Raw genomic sequence first — 17236 nt, 5'->3', positions numbered from 1 at the left:
GTGACCTCTGCGTGGGAGGTCAGCGCGCCCTTTGTCGTGGCAGTCGCTGCGAGGGTCAGCTGACGAGAGCGGCCACGTCGGAGAACGTCCCGGCGTCGCCGGTGATCGGGTTGCTGCGGCGCCCGTCGATGCTCACGGGGACGTCACCGGCCACCGTGATGCGACGTACCTCGCGTGGTTGCGTGTCGAAGTCCGCCACCGCGTAGTGCTGGGTGGCGCGGTTGTCCCACATGGCCACGTCACCCTGCTGCCAGGTCCACCGGATGGTGTTCTCCAGCTTGGTCACACGGTCCTGGAGCAGGTTGAACAGGATCGCCGACTCCTTCTGGTTGAAGCCGACGAACCGCTTCACGAAGTGGCCCAGCACGAGGGAGCGCTCGCCGGTCTCCGGGTGCACCCGCACCACCGGGTGCTCGGTCTCGAACTTGGTGGAGACGAAGTCGGAGCGGGTGAACAGCTTGTCCTGCTGCTCGATGGCGACCCCGTTCTCTGCCTGCGCGGCGTAGTCGTAGTCGTTGGTGTGCACGGCCCACAGGTTGTCGACGAGCGCACGCAGCGCCGGGGGCAGGGCGTCGTACGCCGTCACGGTGTTGGCCCAGTTCGTGGTGCCGCCGTACTCGGGGATGACTACCCCGCGCAGGATGCTGATTGCAGGGATCCGGTCGACGAACGTGACGTCGGTGTGCCAGCTGTTGGCCGCCATCCCCTTGTTGGCAGTCAGGGTGAACACGCGAGCACTGCCGGTGTTGACGGTCGGGTGGGCGGTGGTCAGCGAGCCGAGCTGCTCGGCGAAGGCGATGTGGCCCTCGTCGTCGAGGTGCTGCTGGCCCCGGAAGAAGACCACCTTGTGCTCGAGCAGTGCGGCCCTGATCGCGGCAACCGTCTCGTCACCGAGGCCGGCGCCCAGCGTCACGCCGTCGATGCGGGCGCCGATGCGACCGCCCAGCTTCTGGACGGCGATCCCGGTCTGCGGGCGGTCGATGCTGATGGTCATGAAGTCCTCCTGGATGCGATGGGTGACTTCACCATGAGTCGCCGAGGAGCCCCGCTCAAGGCTTCCGGTCACCATGACCCGAAGGCGTCCGGATGGTGGCGGGATGCCGGGAAGGCGCTTGCCGGGTGCTTAATATGAGTAAGTCCATAGGAATTTAAGAAACGAGGGGGGTCAATGCTCCGGTCACCGTTCGTCACCCTGGCCCGCGGCCGGTTCGGCTCCGCCTCGGGCCGGTTGCTGGAGCAGGTCCGAGGGGGACGTGTGGTCACCCGGGAGCAGCTGGTCCGGGCGACCGGACTCAGCCCGGCCACGGTCACCCGCAACGTGAACGCACTGGTGGAGGGGCGCGTGCTGCGCGAACGACCGGACCTCGTCACCGTCGGCGCGACCGGCCGGCCCGGCCTTCCGGTCGAGGTCGACCCGGAGGAGTACGTCGTGGTCGGGGTCCACCTGGGCACCCGACTCCTGACCGTCGCGCTCGGTGACCTGGCCGGTCAGGTGATCGTGAGCCGCACCCGTGAGCGCGAACCCCACGACGTTCCAGACTTCACCTGGGTGGGGGAGCAGGTGATCGACATGCTGCGCGACCTGCCCCGCAGGGTGCCACTGGCCGCCGGGCTGGTTGCTCCCTTCGCAGAGCTCCGTCTCGACCGAAACCGCACCGCCGAACAGCTCCAGGAGGTCCTCGGCCTCGACGTGGCCACCTCGGACCACATCGCGGCCGTGGCCGCGGCCGAGTTCATCCACCGGCGCCATGGAACCGGCGGGGTGACCGCCTACCTCTACGCCCGCAACACCGCGGGCTTCGCAGTCGCCGCCGACAAGGGTGAGCAGACCGAGGTCTCGCGGGTCGCCAGTCTGGCCCACTTCCCGACCCGCTCCACGGTGCCGTGCGGCTGCGGCCGCACCGGGTGCTTCCAGGCAGCGGTCAGCGACCACACCGTCGCCCGCCTGGCACACGACGCCGGCGTCGTGCCCCGGGCCGAGATCGACGAGGTGCACCGTGTCGCGGCCGACGGGGTCCCGGCGGCCCGGCGTCTCCTGGCCGACCGGGCCCGACTGCTCGGCGAGATCGCCGCCGTGGTCCGCGACATGGTCAACCCCGATCGGATGATCCTGGTGGGCCAGGCGTTCACCGGCTTCCCCGGCGTGCTCGACGAGGTGGTGTCCGCCTTCGGATCGGCCACCGCGCTGCCGCCGATCGAGCTCTCGTTCACCCGCTTCGGAACCGAGATCCAGGCCCTCGCCGCCTGCACCATCGCACTCGGCCCGGTCTATGACGACCCGTTGGCCGCCCTGCCCACGCACCGCCGGCCCCGCGCCACCCGTCGTACGACGGCCTGACCGGCTCCACCCTCGAGAGGAACCACGTGAACGTCCCACACCGCCAAGCCTGGCTCCGCCTGCTGACCGCGGCCGTGGCGCTCTGCCTGCTGAGCGCGTGCACGTCGGCCGTGGGCGAGCAGGCGCGCCGACGCTCGTCCGGGGAGCCCGTCGACGGGGGCACCCTGCGCGTCGCGGCCCTGACCGACCTGATCCCCGCCTCCGTGTTCGGCCAGTCGAGCAACGGCGGCAACGCCGTGATCGGGCTGGTCTACGACTCGCTGGTGGAATACCCCCACGACAGCCTCGAGGCCCGACCCGCGCTGGCCACCTCGTGGAAGGTCGCCAAGGACGGCCGCTCGATCCACCTGGAGCTGCGCGACGACGTGCGCTTCCACGACGGCAAGCCGTTCACCTCCGAGGACGTGAAGTTCTCGATCCGGACCATCGCCGACCCGAAGTGGGCGGTGCAGCTGCAGCGCACGGCGGCGGCGGTGACCGGGTTCGACACCTCGGACCCGCACGCGATCACGCTCACCTTCGACCGCCCGTTGAGCAACATCCTCGACCTGCTCGACATCGTGCCGATCGTCGACAAGGACACCTTCAGCCAGGTCAAGGCCGGCACCGGCTACAACGGCACCGGCGCCTTCAGGTTCGACGAGTGGAAGCCCAACTCGGAGATCTCCTTCAGCCGCAACGACGACTACTGGGGCGGCAAGCCGCACCTCGACGGGGTGGACGTCAAGATCGTCCCGGACCCGCAGGCCCAGGCGGCCGGCATCCGGTCCGGGCAGTACGACCTCCTGCTCGGCGCCACCGCCCGTGACGCCGAGACGTTCAGCAAGGACCCGAAGTACGAGGTGCTCGACTTCGAGGGCGCGACCCAGCAGACCTACGTCGGCTTCAACCTGAAGAACCCCGACCTGAAGGACGTGCGGCTGCGCCAGGCCGTGGCCTTCGCGGTGGACCGCGAGCGCATCCTCGACGAGGTCTACCGCGGCGAGGGGATCGCCCAGAACCTGTCGTGGTCGCCCGGCTCCCCGGCGTACGACGAGAAGGCGGCGCACCACTACGACCGGGACGTCGACAAGGCCAGGGAGCTCGTCGACGGACTCGGCTCGGTCGCCTCCCTGCCCCTGCAGTACATCGCGGGCGACCCCACGGCCGAGGCCGTGGCCCAGATCGTGCAGGCCAACCTCGACGACGTCGGCATCACCGTCGACCTCGAGCCGGTGGAGTACGCGCAGATGTACCAACGCCTGGTCGGCGCCGACTACGACGGACTCTGGATCTTCGGCCACACCTACGCGCAGTACACCCCGGCCACCCTGCCGGTGAGCGCCTACCCGTTCAACGCGGAGCACAACGCCTCCAACTTCCTGTCGCCCGGCTATGCCGCGCACGCCGACCAGGCATGGGCGGCCGCCGCCCCGGACGGGCCGAAGGCCAAGCGGGCGTACGCCGGACTCAACGCCGACATGGTCGACAACGTGTGGCTGACCGACCTCGTCACGTTCTGGCCCCGGCTGGTGACCACCAGCGCGATCCACGACATCGACTACACCAAGCGGACCGAGCTCATCGCCCGCGATGCCTGGAAGGACCAGTGATGCTGTCCTATCTCGTACGCCGGATCCCGTCGGCCGTGGGCGTGCTTTTCGCCGCCTCGTTCCTGATCTTCCTGATGCTGAGGTTGATCCCGGGCGACCCGGTGGACGCCCTGGCCGGGCAGGACGCGACCCAGGAGTCCCGCGACGCGATCCGCGCCGACCTCGGCCTCGACAAGCCGTTCTGGTCGCAGTACGTCTCGTGGCTGGGTGGCCTGTTCCGCCTCGACCTCGGCCAGTCCTACCGCATCGGCGGCGACGTGGGTGACCTGTTGCGCAACGGTGCCCTGAACACGGTGGTGCTCACCGTCGCGGCCCTGTTGATCGCACTGGTCCTGGCCCTGGTCACCTCGCTGGTGGCGGTGATCCGCGACAGCCGTTGGCTCAACGCGGCCCTGAACGCCGTGAACACCATCGGGCTGGCCCTGCCGACCTTCGCCAGCGGCCTGCTGCTCGTGCTGGTCTTCGCGGTGGTCTTCCCACTGCTGCCCTCCGGTGGCACTCCACCCGAGGGATACCTGGCCCGGCCCGACATCTCCGTGCAGTACCTCCTGCTCCCGGCGTTCTGCCTGGCGCTGCCGGTGTGGGCCGGCCTCAGCCGGTTCCTCACCGAGGCCCTGCGCTCCCAGCTGCGCCAGCCCTACATCACGACCGCCCGGGCGGCGGGGGTCTCGCGGACCCGTCTCGTGGTGCGCCACGCGTTGCCCAACGCCCTCCCGTCGGCCGTGACCGTGCTCGGGATCCAGGTCGGCACCCTGCTCGGTGGTGCCGTGCTGGTCGAGCAGATCTTCACCTGGCCCGGCCTCGGCAGCCTGATCGAGCTGGCCATCTCCGGGCGCGACTACCCCGTGGTCCAGGTGCTCCTGCTGTTGTCGGTGGCGGTCTTCGTGGTCACCCAGCTGCTCACCGACGTGCTGCAGGCGTGGCTCGATCCGCGGATCCGGATCGGGGGTGCCCGATGACCACGTCTCGCCAGCTGACCCGGCCCAAGGCGCTGGCCGGTCTCGGCCTCGTCGGCTTCGTGCTCCTCCTCGGGCTGGTCGGCCCGCTCCTCGCGCCGTACGGCCCGCTCGAGCAGATCGAGGGGGCCAACCTCGTGGGGCCGTCGCCGTCGCACTGGCTGGGCACCGACGAGGTCAACCGCGACGTGCTGTCACGCACGCTCAGCGGCATCCGCCTCGACCTGCTGGTGGTCTTCGTGGCGGTGCCGGTCGGTGCCGCGATCGGCGTCCTGACCGGACTCCTGACTGCCTGGTGGAACGTCGCCGACGTGCTCACGCAGCGGATCTTCGACGTCGTGCTCGCGTTCCCGACGCTGATCTTCGCCATCGCCCTCTCCGCCTTCATCGGCCCCGGTGTGTGGACGATCGCGATCGTGATCGTGGCCCTGGAGATCCCGGTCTTCGGCCGGCTGGTGCGTACGTCGGTGCGCACCGTGCGCGAGATGCCGTACGTCGAGGCCGCACAGGTGGCCGGCGCGGGACCGTTGTGGGTGCTGCGTCGTCACGTGCTGCCCAACTCGCTGGAGCCACTCACCGTGCAGCTCGCGGTGTCGATGTCGGTGGCCGTCTTCATCGAGGCGGCGATGAGCTTCCTCGGCATCGGCGTCCAGGCGCCGAACCCGTCCCTGGGTTCCCTGATCAAGGACGGCACGACGTTGATGTACGACGCCCCGTTCCTCGCACTCGGACCCCTGGCCCTGGTGCTGGTCCTCGTGCTCGGCCTGCTCCTCATCTCCCAGTCCCTGTCGGAGGCCCACCGTGACTGACCCCGTCGGAAGCACCGAAGAAACCGGGACGCGTGACGTCCTGACGATCGAGGGACTGGCGATCTCGTTCGCCCAGCCCCGCCCGGCGGTCAACGACATCTCGGTCTCCATCCGCCAGGGCGAGGTGCTCGCCCTGGTCGGCGAGTCCGGCTCGGGCAAGTCGATGACCGCCCGCGCCGTACTCGGCCTGCTCCCTCCCGGTGCCCGGGCCTCCGGTTCCATCCGCTTCCACGACCAGGAGCTCCTCGGGCTCTCCGAGCGCGAGCTCTCGCAAGTGCGCGGTCGACGGATCGCGATGGTCTTCCAGGAGCCGCAGACCGCGCTCAACCCGGTGCGCACCATCGGGTGGCAGCTCCGGGAGGTCCTGCGCGCGCACGGGTCGATCAGCCGCCGCGACGCCCGGGCGCGGGCCCTCGCGCTGCTCGAGCAGGTGGAGATCCCCGAGCCGGAGCGCCGGATCGACCACTACCCCCACCAGCTCTCGGGCGGCCAGAAGCAGCGCGTCGTGCTGGCCCTGGCGCTGGCCAACGAGCCGGAGCTCCTGCTCGCCGACGAGCCGACCACGGCCCTCGACGTGACCGTCCAGGCGGAGATCCTCACCCTGTTGCGTCGCATCCGTGAGAACACCGGCACCAGCATCCTGCTGATCACGCACAACATGGGAGTCGTCGCCGAGGTGGCGGACCGGGTCGTCGTGCTGCGCCAGGGAGACGTGGTCGAGTCTGGCGGGACCGCCGAGCTCTTCCGGGCGCCCGAGCACGCCTACACGCGGCAGCTCCTCGACTCGGTGCTGACCCTGCCCGAGGCCGGGGACTACGTGCACTCGGTGCCGGGTCCCGAAGCGCCGGCGGAGCACCCGGCGCTCTCCTACGAGTCCGTCTCCGTCGCCTACGGGTCGTCGCGCAGGGGCCGCGCCTTCCCCGCAGTCACGCAGGTCAGCCTGGACCTCGCGCCCGGAGAGGTCCTTGGCCTGGTGGGCGAGTCCGGCTCCGGCAAGACGACGCTCGGCCGACTCGCCGCCGGGCTCGTGCCGCTGGCCGGCGGCACCGTGCGACTGGACGGTGAGGACCTCTTCGCCGCCTCGGCCGCGCGTCGCCGCGAGCTGGGCCGGGACCTGGCCTTCGTGCACCAGGACCCGGAGGCCTCCCTCGACCCGAGGATGTCGGTGGGTGCCAGCATCCGGGAGCCGCTCGACATCCACCGTGTCGGTACGCCGGCCGAACGCGCGGCCCGGGTCGCCGAGCTGCTGGAGGCGGTCCGGCTGCCGGCGGAGGTCGCCCGCCGCCGCCCGCGCGAGCTCTCCGGTGGTCAGCGCCAGCGGATCGCGATGGCGCGCGCCCTCGTGCTCAAGCCGCGGCTGATGATCGCCGACGAGCCGACCAGCGCCCTCGACGTGTCGGTGCAGGCCGACGTCCTCGCCCTGTTCCGGGACCTCCAGAAGGAGTTCGGCTTCGCCTGCGTCTTCATCAGCCACGACCTGGCGGTCGTCAACTCGGTCGCCGACCGGGTGGCCGTGCTGCGACACGGGGAGGTCGTCGAGAGCGGACCGGTCGCGCAGGTCTTCGGCACACCCTCGCACCCCTACACGCAGCGGCTGCTCGCGGCGGTCCCGGTGCCCGACCCCTCCCGGCGTACGACGGAGCAGGTGGTCGAGGCGAACCGCCGCCGGGCCGGCTGAGCGGCCGGCGGCGTCAGACTCCGATCGACGCCCACGGACCCCAGATCGCGAAGCTCATGCCTCGTGAAGCCTGGATGTTCACGAAGAGCGTGTGGCCGTCAGGGCTGAACGTCGACCCGGCGAACTCGTCGCCGAACCGCGGTGCGCCCGAGCTGCTGCGCAACCTGTTCAGGCCGATGTCGAACAGTTCGCCGTCACGGGTCAGACCGCGCAGAAAGTTGTCGCCGGCGCTGTCCTCGCAGATGACCAGGGTGCCGTCGTTGCTGGTGGTGATGTTGTCGGGGAAGTCGAGCACGTCGTCGTCGGGGGACTGGAAGATGCAGGTCAGTGTCTGCGCCTTGGTGTCGTAGGCCCACACCTGCCCGGTGCCGTTGCCGAACCCGGTCGGCGCCGGGCCTGAGGGGTACGGCGCGGCGAGGCCGCCGCCCTGGGTTGCGGTGAAGTACACGACGCCGTCGTCGTACACCTGTCCCTCGCAGCGGGAGAAGAGGGCGGCACCTTGGGCGCGACCCTGGTCGCCGACGTACGAGATGGCCTCGTCGTTGGTGGTGGGCGCCGGCTGGCCGGGCGTGTAGGGGAAGGACGGGTCGGGGTCGGCGATCGGCACCCAGGCGACGGGGTAGGTGGTTCCCTGGACCTGATTGGCCTCGAGGTGCGCGTTGGGTGTGCCGACGACGGCGAGCATCTCCAAGGTGCCGTCGTTGTCGAGGGAGCCGCTCGTCATCGGGTTCGTGCGCGGGCGGTAGCGGTAGAAGCCTGACGGGAAGCCGAAGTTGTCCTCGGTGAGATAGAGGACGCCCTCGGTCGGGTCGAACGACACCGCCTCGTGTGCGAAGCGCCCGGCTCGGGTGATCGGCTCTGCGGTCGCTGCCCCGTGCAACGGCACCTCGAAGACGAAGCCGTGTCGCTTGGTCAGGCTGGTGTTGGGAGCACCGGTGAAGTCTGCGCCGACGTCGGGGCCGTTCACGGTCTCCTCGCACGTGACCCACGCGCCCCAGGGCATGATTCCGCCGCTGCAGTTCATCTGAGTCCCGGCGAGGCTGTTGTGTGCGGCGAGTACCTCGCCCTGCTTGGTGACCTGGATGGTGGTGGTCCCTCCGGCAGTCATCGGGTCGTAGAGAGGGCCGGGGCCCAGTGGTGCGCCGGGGCCGTTCACCTCGTGGTTGCGGATCAGCACGACCGTGTCGTCGGGGCCGACGAACGCTCCCATCCCGTCGTGCCTGCCCGGCAGATGGGTGCCGTCGTCGAGCACCACCGGGAACTCGGTGTCGTGGAACGACCGGTAGTTGAAGCCCCGGGGCAGGTGCAGGCGCACGATTCCGTCGCGATGGTCCTTGATCGGCACCAGCCCCAACGGTCGTGCGGACGTGCGCGCCCCGGCAGGCGCGGCGACCAGGCCCGCGAAAGGTCCGGCTGCGGCTGCGGCGAGGGTGGCCTTGAGCAGGGTGCGGCGCTCGATCGGCATGGTTGCTCCCGGGGTCTGGTGTGTGTGACCCAGATCACTCTATGACCGAGTTGTCGGCCCTTCCACCCCCAGAGTTCGGTACGCCGCACCGGTTGAGTGAGTACTCCCTGGCGACCTGAGTACGCGTACGGATGTGGCGCGTGCCCGATTTCACGAGGGTGGAGTCATGTCCGCAACCCGTGCCTCCGCCTCACGGCCGGCCGCCGCCGCCCTCGACACCTCTGCCCTCGGGCCGGGCTCGGTGCTCGGCGACTTCCGCATCGAGGGCACCCTCGGACACGGGGGCATGGGCGTGGTCTACGAGGCCACCCAGCTCTCCCTGGACCGCCCGGTGGCGCTCAAGGTGATGTCGCGGCGCCATGCCGACGACCCGGTGATGCGGGCGCGCTTCTCCCGTGAGGCCAGGGCCCAGGCGGCACTGCGCTCGCCGTACGTCGTCCAGGTGCACGACCACGGCGAGCACGACGGACTGTTGTGGACCGCCACCCAGCTGATCCCCGACGGTGACCTTGCCGCCGCACTCCGCGCGAACGGGACCCCGCCCCTGGCCACGGCCCTCGACCTCGTCGCGCAGGTCGCCTCCGGTGTCGTCGACGCGCATGCGGCCGGCCTGGTGCACCGCGACATCAAGCCGGCCAACGTGCTGCTCAGCCGTCGCGACGGCCAGGTGCGGGCCTACCTCGCCGACTTCGGCATCGCCCGGACGGCCGACTCCGACCTGACCAAGGCCTCCGGGATGCTCGGTACGGCGTCGTACATGGCACCGGAGCTGCACCACGGTGTCGAGGCCAGCACGGCCAGCGACGTCTATGCCCTCGGCTGCCTGCTGTGGGCGGTGCTCGTCGGCGAGGCGCCGTACGCCTGGAGCACCGGCGACTACCAGTTGATGAGCGCGCACATCTCCGCTCCCGTGCCGGAGCTGACCGGCGACCAGCCGGTGGTCGCGAGGCTCAACGCGATCCTGGCCCGCGCGCTGGCCAAGGACCCGGCCGACAGGTTCGCCGACGTCGTCGAGTTCAGGGACGCCGTGCGGTCGGTCTGAGCGTCACTCCGACGTGGCCAGCGACTGGATCTCGTCGCGCAGCCGGCCCATCTGGCCGTCGAGGTCGGACGCCGTGCTGGCCACCGTCAGCAGCGCCTGCTGCAGGTCGTCGGGCACGGCGCCGTCGTACTTGTAGTAGATGCGGTGCTCGACGCTGGCCCAGAAGTCCATCGCGATCGTGCGGATCTGCAGCTCCACCGGCACGTTGATCGAGCGGTCGGAGAGGAAGACCGGCACCTCCACGATCAGGTGCAGGCTCTGGTAGCCGTTGGCCTTCGGGGTGGCGATGTAGTCCTTCGTCTCCAGCACGGTCAGGTCCGGCTGGCGGGTCAGCATCTCGGCGACGCGGTAGGTGTCCTCGACGAACGCGCAGGTGACCCGGATGCCGGCGATGTCGCGGATCCGCTCGCGCACTGTGACCAGGTCGGGCGGGCAGTCGATGCGCCGCATCTTGTCGACCAGGCTGTCCATCGACTTCAGCCGGGTCTTCACGTGCTCGATCGGCCCGAAGTCCTGGGTCTGCTCGAACTCCTGGCGCAGGATGTTGATCTTGGTCGCGACCTCCTCCATGCCGCAGGAGTACTCGAGCCGGAAGGCGGCCAGCTCGGCCTGGATCTCGCGCAGGCTCTGCTCGGCCTCGGCAGGGTCGGTGGTTCCCTCGATGAGCCCACGGAGCAGGTCGACTCGGGGCGCGGAGGTTGCCGGTTCACTCATGGCCCCAGTATCCGGGACGCCCGGTAGCCGGTGATCGAGGCTCAGAGATAGCGGGCGGTGCGCTCGGCCGGTGACCCCGGCCCGGAGTCGAGCAGCCGGGCCAGCTCGAACTCGAGCACGCCGCCGACCCGGTGGCAGAACTCCTCCGGCTCCTCCGCGGCGTCCGGCTTCTCGGCCACGATGCGGTCGACGATGCCGCGTTGGTGCAGGCCGATCACGTGCACCTGCTGGCTGCGTGCCATCTCGGCAGCGTGGTCGAGGTCGCGATGCACGATGGCGCTGGCTCCCTCGGGCGGGAGCGGCGAGAGCCAGGCGTGCTGGGCCGCGATCACCCGGTCGGCCGGCAGGAAGGTCAGGGCGCCACCGCCGTTGCCCTCGCCGAGCATCAGGCACAGCGTCGGTGCCTCGAGCGTGACCAGGTCGGCCAGGCAACGAGCGATCTCTCCGGCCAGCCCGCCCTCCTCGGCCTCCTTGGACAAGGCCGCACCCTGGGTGTCGATCACGGTCACCAGCGGCAGTCCCAGGTCGACGGCGAGGTGCATGCCGCGGCGTGCCTCGCGCAGCGCGCCCGGTCCCATCGGGTGGTCGGTGGTCTGCCCGCGACGGTCCTGGCCGAGGAAGACGCACGGTGCCTCGCCGAACCGGGCCAGCGCGATCAGGAGCCCGGGGTCGGCCTCGCCCTGGCCGGTGCCGTTGAGCGGCACGACGTCCGTGGCTGCGTACTTCAGCAGGCGTCGTACGCCGGGGCGCTCCGGGTTGCGCGAGCGTCGTACGGCGTCCCACGTGTCGACGTCGGGGATCGGGTCGTCGACCGGGTCGGGCACCGCGGCGATGCCGTGGCGCGGGGCGAGCAGGATGTTGAGCGCCCGGTCGACGATGTCGGCCAGGGCCTCGGGCGGCAGGACGGCGTCGATGATGCCGTGGGCGTGGAGGTTCTCCGCCGTCTGCACGCCCTCGGGGAACGGCCGGCTGTAGAGCGCCTCGTAGACCCGCGGCCCGAGGAAGCCGGTGAGTGCACCGGGCTCGGCCACGGTCACGTGGCCCAGCGAACCCCACGAGGCCATCACGCCGCCGGTGGTGGGGTTGCGCAGGTAGACGAGGTAGGGGAGGCCGGCGTTCTTGTGGGCGGCGACGGCCGCGCTGATCCGCACCATCTGCACGAACGCCGGGGTGCCCTCCTGCATGCGGGTCCCGCCGCTGATCGGGGCGGCCAGCAACGGCAGTCCCTCGGCGGTGGCGCGCTCGATGCCGGCCACGAGCCGGTCCGCGGCGTCGCGCCCGATGGACCCGGCCAGGAAGCCGAACTCGCCGGCGAGCACGGCGACCCGGCGGTCGCGGATCCGGCCCTCGCCGGTGATCACGGACTCGTCGGTGCCGGCCTTCCCAGCAGCGGCCGCGAGCTGTGCGGCGTACTCCTCGCCGACGTCGCGGCGTGCCGGCGGTGTGTCCCACGAGGCCCACGACCGGTCGTCGAGGACGAGGTCGATCAGCTGGTGTGCGGAGAGACGCGTCGAGGTCACTCGCCGAGGTTATGCCAGGCGTGCAGCACCGCGGACTCGTCTTCGCGACTGAGACCTGTGGTCGTCGCGTCGGGGGTGGCGCGCAGCCAGGCCAGCGTGTCGCGCGCGGTGTCGGCCAACGGTCGGGTCAGCAGTCCGGCGGCGTACGACGCGGCCACGTCGTGGGACATCAGGCCGGCGTACTCCGGAAGCGGGAGCCAGACCGGCAGCGCGCGGTCGCCGGACCACGGGTCGACGTCCTGCTCGGCGAGGAACTCCTGGCCGACCCACGTCCACGACGGCTGGGCGCCGACGCCGCGGGCCACCTCGTCGAGGAACGCGCTGCGCGTGGTGATGTGTCCGGTGCCGTCGAAGATGCCGGTGGTGCGCTGCTCGGCACAGGTGACGATCCACTCCGCCAGGTCACGCACGTCGATCACCTGCACCGGGTCGTCGGGGGAGCCGGGTGCCAGCACCTCACCGGCCTCGGCCACCCGCGGCGGCCAGTAGGAGAACCGGCCGCTGGGGTCACCCGGGCCCACGATCAGGCCCGGCCGGATCACGGTCGACGAGGATGCACCTGTGCGCACGACCTGCTCGCAGGCGACCTTCATCGCGCCGTAGACCTCGGGCCCGGACATCGGATCCTCGTCGGTGGTGATCGGCTGGTGCAAGGGCAGGGTGTCGGGCGTGCCACCGGGGATCGAGTCGTCGGAGTAGACGTTGATCGTGGACACGAAAACCCAATGGGCGCTGGGGAAAGTCGCCACCGCGTCCCTCACCCGGGACGGGTGGCGGGCCACGTCGACGACTGCGTCGAACAACTCGGTGGTCTCCAGGGCTGACCAGTCGGGCGAGTCGCGGTCGAGCACGACGTGGCGGGCACCGTCGGGCACCCGGCCCGACGTGCCCCGACAGGCGCACGTCACCTCGTGGCCCCGCGTCACCGCCGCGGCCGCGACCGCCTTCGAGAGGAACACCGTGCCACCCAGCACCAGGATCTTCATGCCCCCACGAAAGCGAAACGGCCGGCCTCCCACAAGGGAGACCGGCCGCCGTTCGCTGTCAGCGCAGTCGCTGTCAGCAGCGTGGGATCAGCTGCGCTTCGGGGTCTTCGTGCCCATCAGCCAGGCGTCGAAGAAGTCGGTGAGCTCCTCGCCGGTCTCCTGCTCGACCCAGTCGAGGTACTGCTCGCGGGTGGGGTTGCCCTGCTCGTGGACGGTCGGCCACTTGCGGACCATCGCCCAGAACCGGTCGTCGCCGACCTTCTTGCGCAGCTCGTCCCACATCAGGGCGGGGCCGTAGTAGATGTTGCTCTCACCGAACGTGCGCGGGTCGTAGTTGCCGGGCGGGCCGGCGGTGGCGCGGTACTGCGTCTCGTACGTCGCCCAGTCGTCCATCACCTCGTCGATGGTGCGGCCGGTCTGCTCGGCCTCGAAGACGCCCTGGATGTACATCGCCATGCCCTCGTTGATCCACACGTCCTTCCAGTCGCTGGGCGAGGTGATGTCGCCGTACCACTGGTGCGCGATCTCGTGGACGACCACTTCGGGCGAGAGCGTGTAGTCGCTGTTGCCGTAGGTGATCATCTGCTGGGTCTCCATCGCACTCTCGGAGTCGACGACCACCGAGCCGAGCGAGGTGAACGGGAACGGCCCGAGCTTCTTCTCGAGGAAGTCGACGGCCTCGCGGGTGTAGCGCATCGCCTTCAGTGCGCGGTCGTCGCCGACCTCGGTCCAGTAGGTCAGCGGCACTCCGCTGGCCGACTCGTCCTCGGTCTTCTGGTACTCCCCGATCGCCAGGGTCACGAGGTAGGACGACGCGGCGCTGTCGAGGTGCCACGTGCTCACGGTGTTGCCGTCGACCTCCTTCTGGGAGGTCAGCGTGCCGTTGGCGATGCCCATGCGCGGGGCGGGGGTGGTGATGGTGAAGTCGTAGAACGCCTTGTCGGCGGGCTGGTCGTTGACCGGGTACCACGTGTAGGCGCCGTACGGCTCCTGCATCGTCCACACGTCGCCGTCGTCGGTGATGGTGAAGCCGGTCGTGGAGAAGTCGCTGCGCGTCGTCGGTGCGTCGGCAGGAACCGGCGTGCCGTCGTACTCGACGACGAGGAGGTACTTCTGGCCCTTCGTCACCGGGGCCTTGACGACCAGGTCCTTGCCCGGGTGGGAGACATCGACATCCGTGCCGTCGAGCGTGGCTGCGGTGACCTCGAGCCCCTCACCGAAGTCGAGCTGGAACTCCTGCTGGGTGGCCGTCGCCCGGAACGCGACCTCGGCCTTGCCGGTCAGCTTCTTGCCCTCGGGGTCCCAGGTCAGGTCGAGGCCGTAGTGGAGCGAGTCGACGATCGGGTCGCCGACGTTGGGGTAGAGGCTGTCCTCGACGGTCCTGCTCTCGGCCGCCTTGAACGCAGGGTCCTCGGGGTCGGTGTCGGAGCCCGGGTCCGGGTCGTCGGTGTCGTCCGTGGTCGATCCGCCGGAGGGGCTGGCGGCCTTGCCGGCCGACGCCTCGCTGTCTCCCTCGCCTCCGATGAGGCCCAGGGCGAGCACCGCCACCAGTGCCACCACGGCAGCCGCCACGACCGCGGTGACCGCAATCCACTTGGTCTTCACGAAGATCCCCTTCATCAGCGCCGCCCAACGCGACGGCGCCCCTCTACCCGCAATGACCGGGCTTCAACCGCGGAGTGCGGCGGGAGTGATGGGACGAGTCTGCCCCATCATCGGGTTCCCGCGCCGCTACTTTCCGCTCCGTGGTTGGGGCCGGGCGGCCAGCTCGAGCGCCATCAGCGCCACCACGTGCGCCCTGCCCAGGCGGTGCACCTCGTCGTAGCCGCGACGCCGGTGGAAGTCGAGGGAGGGTCGGTTCGGCGGGTCGATGTTGACCTCCAGCACCATCCGGTCGTACGCCGCCGCGACGCGCTCGAGCTCCTCGTAGACCCGCCTGCCCAGGCCGAGGCGGCGGAAGCGCTGGTCGAGCACGATCCGATCGAGGTAGTAGAACGTGTCGTAGTGCCCGGTGAACCACAGGTAGTTCTCCGAGTCGTACGACGACCGCGGGGCGAAGGTCATCACGAAGCCGGCGGGCTCTCCGTCGTGCTCGATGATGTCGGCGCGGTCGGCCCAGCCGAGGAGCGTGTCGAGGCGGGTCTGGTCCATCGGCGAGAGCAGCTCGACGTTGCGGTGGTTGAGGTCCAGGACGAACGCGTGGTCGCCGGGACTGATCGGACGCAGGAGGGGCATGGGCGGCAGGCTACTGGCCACCAGTGCCTGAGTTGGCGGTCTTACACTCGTGTGCCACAGTGGCGGGATGGTGTCACAGACTGAGTTCTTCGCCCGCCACTCCGAGCGCCTCGACCAGGCCAAGGCGGCATGCGTGAGCCGGGGCTACTACTCCGCGTTCAACGAGTCGCCCTCGCCCAAGGTCTACGGCGAGAACGCCGCCGCCGAGGGCAAGGCCGCCTTCGACGCGTGGCTCGGCACGGACTTCCCGCTGACCACACCCGGTGCGGAGGGAACGGTGGCGACCGAGCGGTCGCCGTACGGCTTCGACCTGGGGGTGAGCTACCCGCGCGCCCACGACGTCGAGGCACTGCTCGCCTCGGCTGCGGCAGGCATGAAGGCCTGGCGCGACGCCGGCCCCGACGCCCGCACCGGCGTCTGCCTCGAGATCCTCGACCGGCTGCACGCGCGCGTCTTCGAGCTGGCCAACGCGGTGCAGCACACCAGCGGCCAGGCATTCGTGATGGCCTTCCAGGCCGGTGGCGCACACGCCCTCGACCGTGCCCTCGAGGCGATCGCCTACGCGCACGCCGAGATGACCCGCACCCCGGCGACGGCGCTGTGGGAGAAGCCCGGTCGCGGCGAGCCGCTGCGTATGGAGAAGACCTTCACCGTTGTGCCCCGCGGCGTGGCACTGGTGATCGGCTGCAACACCTTCCCGACGTGGAACTCCTGGCCCGGGCTCTTCGCGTCGCTGGTCACGGGCAACCCGGTCGTGGTCAAGCCGCACCCGCAGGCCGTGCTGCCGCTGGCGATCACCGTGCAGGTCTGCCGGGAGGTGCTCGCCGAGGCCGGCTTCGACGCCAATCTCGTCACCCTCGCCGCCGAGGACCCGGCCGACAAGCTCGCCTCCAACCTCGCCCTGCACCACGCGGTGAGGCTCATCGACTTCACCGGCGGCAACGCGTTCGGCGACTGGCTCGAGCTCAACGCCCGCCAGGCCACGGTCTTCACCGAGAAGGCCGGCGTCAACACGATCGTGGTCGACTCGACGTCGAGCTTCGGCGCGATGTGCGCGAACCTGGCGTTCTCGTTCGCCCTCTACTCCGGCCAGATGTGCACCGCCCCGCAGAACATCTACCTGCCCTCGGCCGGCATCGCGACCGACGAGGGCACCAAGAGTCCGGCCGAGGTGTCCGCCGGCATCGAGGCTGCCCTCGGCAAGCTGCTCGGCGACGACGCGCGCGCGGTCGAGCTGCTCGGTGGCGTGGTCAACCCCGGCGTGCTCGAGCGCCTGGCCGGCGCGGGCTCCGGTGAGCGTGGTGACGTGCTGGTCGCGTCCCGCGAGGTCACCCACCCGGCGTACGCCGACGCGACGGTGCGCACGCCCACGCTGGTCGGGTTGAGCGCCGACGACTCCGACGTCTACGAGAGCGAGTGCTTCGGGCCGGTCGCCTACCTGATCTCGACCGCCGACACCGCCCAGTCGATCGACCTGTTCCGCGACACGGTGCAGCGCCACGGCGCAATGACCGCGGCGGTCTACTCGACCGACGACGCCGTCATCGCGTCGATGCGCGACGCCGCTCTGGATGCCGGAGTGGCGCTGAGCGAGAACCTGCTCGGCGGTGTCTTCGTCAACCAGTCGGCCGCGTTCTCCGACTTCCACGGCACCGGCGCCAACCCGGCCGCGAACGCGTCCTACACCGATGGGGCGTACGTCGCCTCGCGCTTCCGGATCGTGCAGTCCCGCCGCCACGTCTAGGAGGCTGCTGAATTTGGGACGAGCCTCCGGGGCGACGCACCTCCGGCGGCGCCCACCGCGAGAGATGCAGTTTGGACCCGTACACGGCTCCGTCAGAGCCAAACTGCGTCTCTCGGCGCCTGTTCGCGACGGCCGCGACCACCGAGGGCCGCCCCGG

General features: G+C 70.4%; 14 protein-coding genes. 7 read left to right on the top strand and 7 right to left on the bottom strand.

Features of this window, described 5'->3' with window-relative positions; translation table 11 throughout:
- Positions 1-55: 55 nt before the first annotated feature.
- A complete protein-coding gene (locus tag ASD30_RS15875) occupies positions 56-994 on the bottom strand; it encodes a TauD/TfdA dioxygenase family protein (protein ID WP_056683378.1) in 939 nt (312 codons plus the stop codon).
- A 174-nt stretch (positions 995-1168) separates the two neighbouring features.
- Here ASD30_RS15875 and ASD30_RS15870 point away from each other — a divergent pair, with 174 nt between their 5' ends.
- From ASD30_RS15870 to ASD30_RS15850, 5 genes are read left to right on the top strand one after another with little or no spacing between them, the layout of a single operon-like run.
- Positions 1169-2338 carry an ROK family transcriptional regulator gene (locus ASD30_RS15870; RefSeq protein ID WP_056683376.1) on the top strand — a complete coding sequence of 390 codons (1170 nt, stop codon included), beginning with the start codon at positions 1169-1171 and terminating at the stop codon, positions 2336-2338.
- Positions 2339-2364: 26 nt separating this feature from the next.
- A complete protein-coding gene (locus ASD30_RS15865) occupies positions 2365-3930 on the top strand; it encodes an ABC transporter substrate-binding protein (protein ID WP_056683373.1) in 1566 nt (521 codons plus the stop codon).
- Positions 3930-4889 carry an ABC transporter permease gene (locus ASD30_RS15860; protein ID WP_056683368.1) on the top strand — a complete coding sequence of 320 codons (960 nt, stop codon included), beginning with the start codon at positions 3930-3932 and terminating at the stop codon, positions 4887-4889. Before ASD30_RS15865 ends, ASD30_RS15860 begins: the two co-directional genes overlap by 1 nt.
- Positions 4886-5695, top strand: coding sequence for an ABC transporter permease (locus ASD30_RS15855; RefSeq protein WP_056683365.1), 810 nt, complete (start codon positions 4886-4888; stop codon positions 5693-5695). Before ASD30_RS15860 ends, ASD30_RS15855 begins: the two co-directional genes overlap by 4 nt.
- Positions 5688-7373 (top strand): dipeptide ABC transporter ATP-binding protein, encoded by a 1686-nt coding sequence (locus ASD30_RS15850; protein ID WP_056683362.1) that lies wholly within the window; start codon positions 5688-5690, stop codon positions 7371-7373. Before ASD30_RS15855 ends, ASD30_RS15850 begins: the two co-directional genes overlap by 8 nt.
- A gap of 13 nt (positions 7374-7386) precedes the next feature.
- Here the strand turns inward: ASD30_RS15850 and ASD30_RS15845 are convergent, their stop codons facing one another.
- Complete coding sequence (locus ASD30_RS15845) at positions 7387-8838, bottom strand: PhoX family protein (protein WP_056683359.1); 1452 nt, start codon at positions 8836-8838, stop codon at positions 7387-7389.
- Positions 8839-9004: 166 nt separating this feature from the next.
- On the opposite strand from ASD30_RS15845, the gene ASD30_RS15840 reads away from it, so the two are divergent.
- Positions 9005-9880, top strand: coding sequence for a serine/threonine-protein kinase (locus tag ASD30_RS15840; protein WP_056683356.1), 876 nt, complete (start codon positions 9005-9007; stop codon positions 9878-9880).
- 3 nt (positions 9881-9883) lie between these two features.
- Here the strand turns inward: ASD30_RS15840 and ASD30_RS15835 are convergent, their stop codons facing one another.
- From ASD30_RS15835 to ASD30_RS15815, 5 genes are all read right to left on the bottom strand, one after another.
- Positions 9884-10594: a GTP pyrophosphokinase gene (locus ASD30_RS15835; RefSeq protein WP_082563870.1), complete on the bottom strand. Its 711-nt coding sequence runs from the start codon at positions 10592-10594 to the stop codon at positions 9884-9886.
- Between the two features lie 41 nt (positions 10595-10635).
- Positions 10636-12114 (bottom strand): carboxyl transferase domain-containing protein, encoded by a 1479-nt coding sequence (locus tag ASD30_RS15830; protein WP_056683353.1) that lies wholly within the window; start codon positions 12112-12114, stop codon positions 10636-10638.
- A complete protein-coding gene (locus ASD30_RS15825; protein ID WP_056683350.1) occupies positions 12111-13100 on the bottom strand; it encodes an NAD-dependent epimerase/dehydratase family protein in 990 nt (329 codons plus the stop codon). The genes ASD30_RS15830 and ASD30_RS15825 overlap by 4 nt, the downstream gene beginning before the upstream one ends.
- 87 nt (positions 13101-13187) lie before the next feature.
- Complete coding sequence (locus ASD30_RS15820) at positions 13188-14705, bottom strand: M1 family metallopeptidase (protein ID WP_156388734.1); 1518 nt, start codon at positions 14703-14705, stop codon at positions 13188-13190.
- A 126-nt stretch (positions 14706-14831) separates the two neighbouring features.
- The gene (locus tag ASD30_RS15815; protein WP_056683346.1) at positions 14832-15335 is read right to left on the bottom strand and encodes a GNAT family N-acetyltransferase; all 504 of its coding nucleotides are present in this window, start codon (positions 15333-15335) and stop codon (positions 14832-14834) included.
- A 67-nt stretch (positions 15336-15402) separates the two neighbouring features.
- Here ASD30_RS15815 and paaN point away from each other — a divergent pair, with 67 nt between their 5' ends.
- The gene (paaN, locus tag ASD30_RS15810) at positions 15403-17079 is read left to right on the top strand and encodes a phenylacetic acid degradation protein PaaN (RefSeq protein WP_056683343.1); all 1677 of its coding nucleotides are present in this window, start codon (positions 15403-15405) and stop codon (positions 17077-17079) included.
- Positions 17080-17236: the final 157 nt, after the last annotated feature.

Source organism: Nocardioides sp. Root140 (genome assembly GCF_001426745.1).
Taxonomy (GTDB): Bacteria; Actinomycetota; Actinomycetes; order Propionibacteriales; family Nocardioidaceae; genus Nocardioides.
This window is presented reverse-complemented; position numbering and strand designations above follow the sequence as displayed.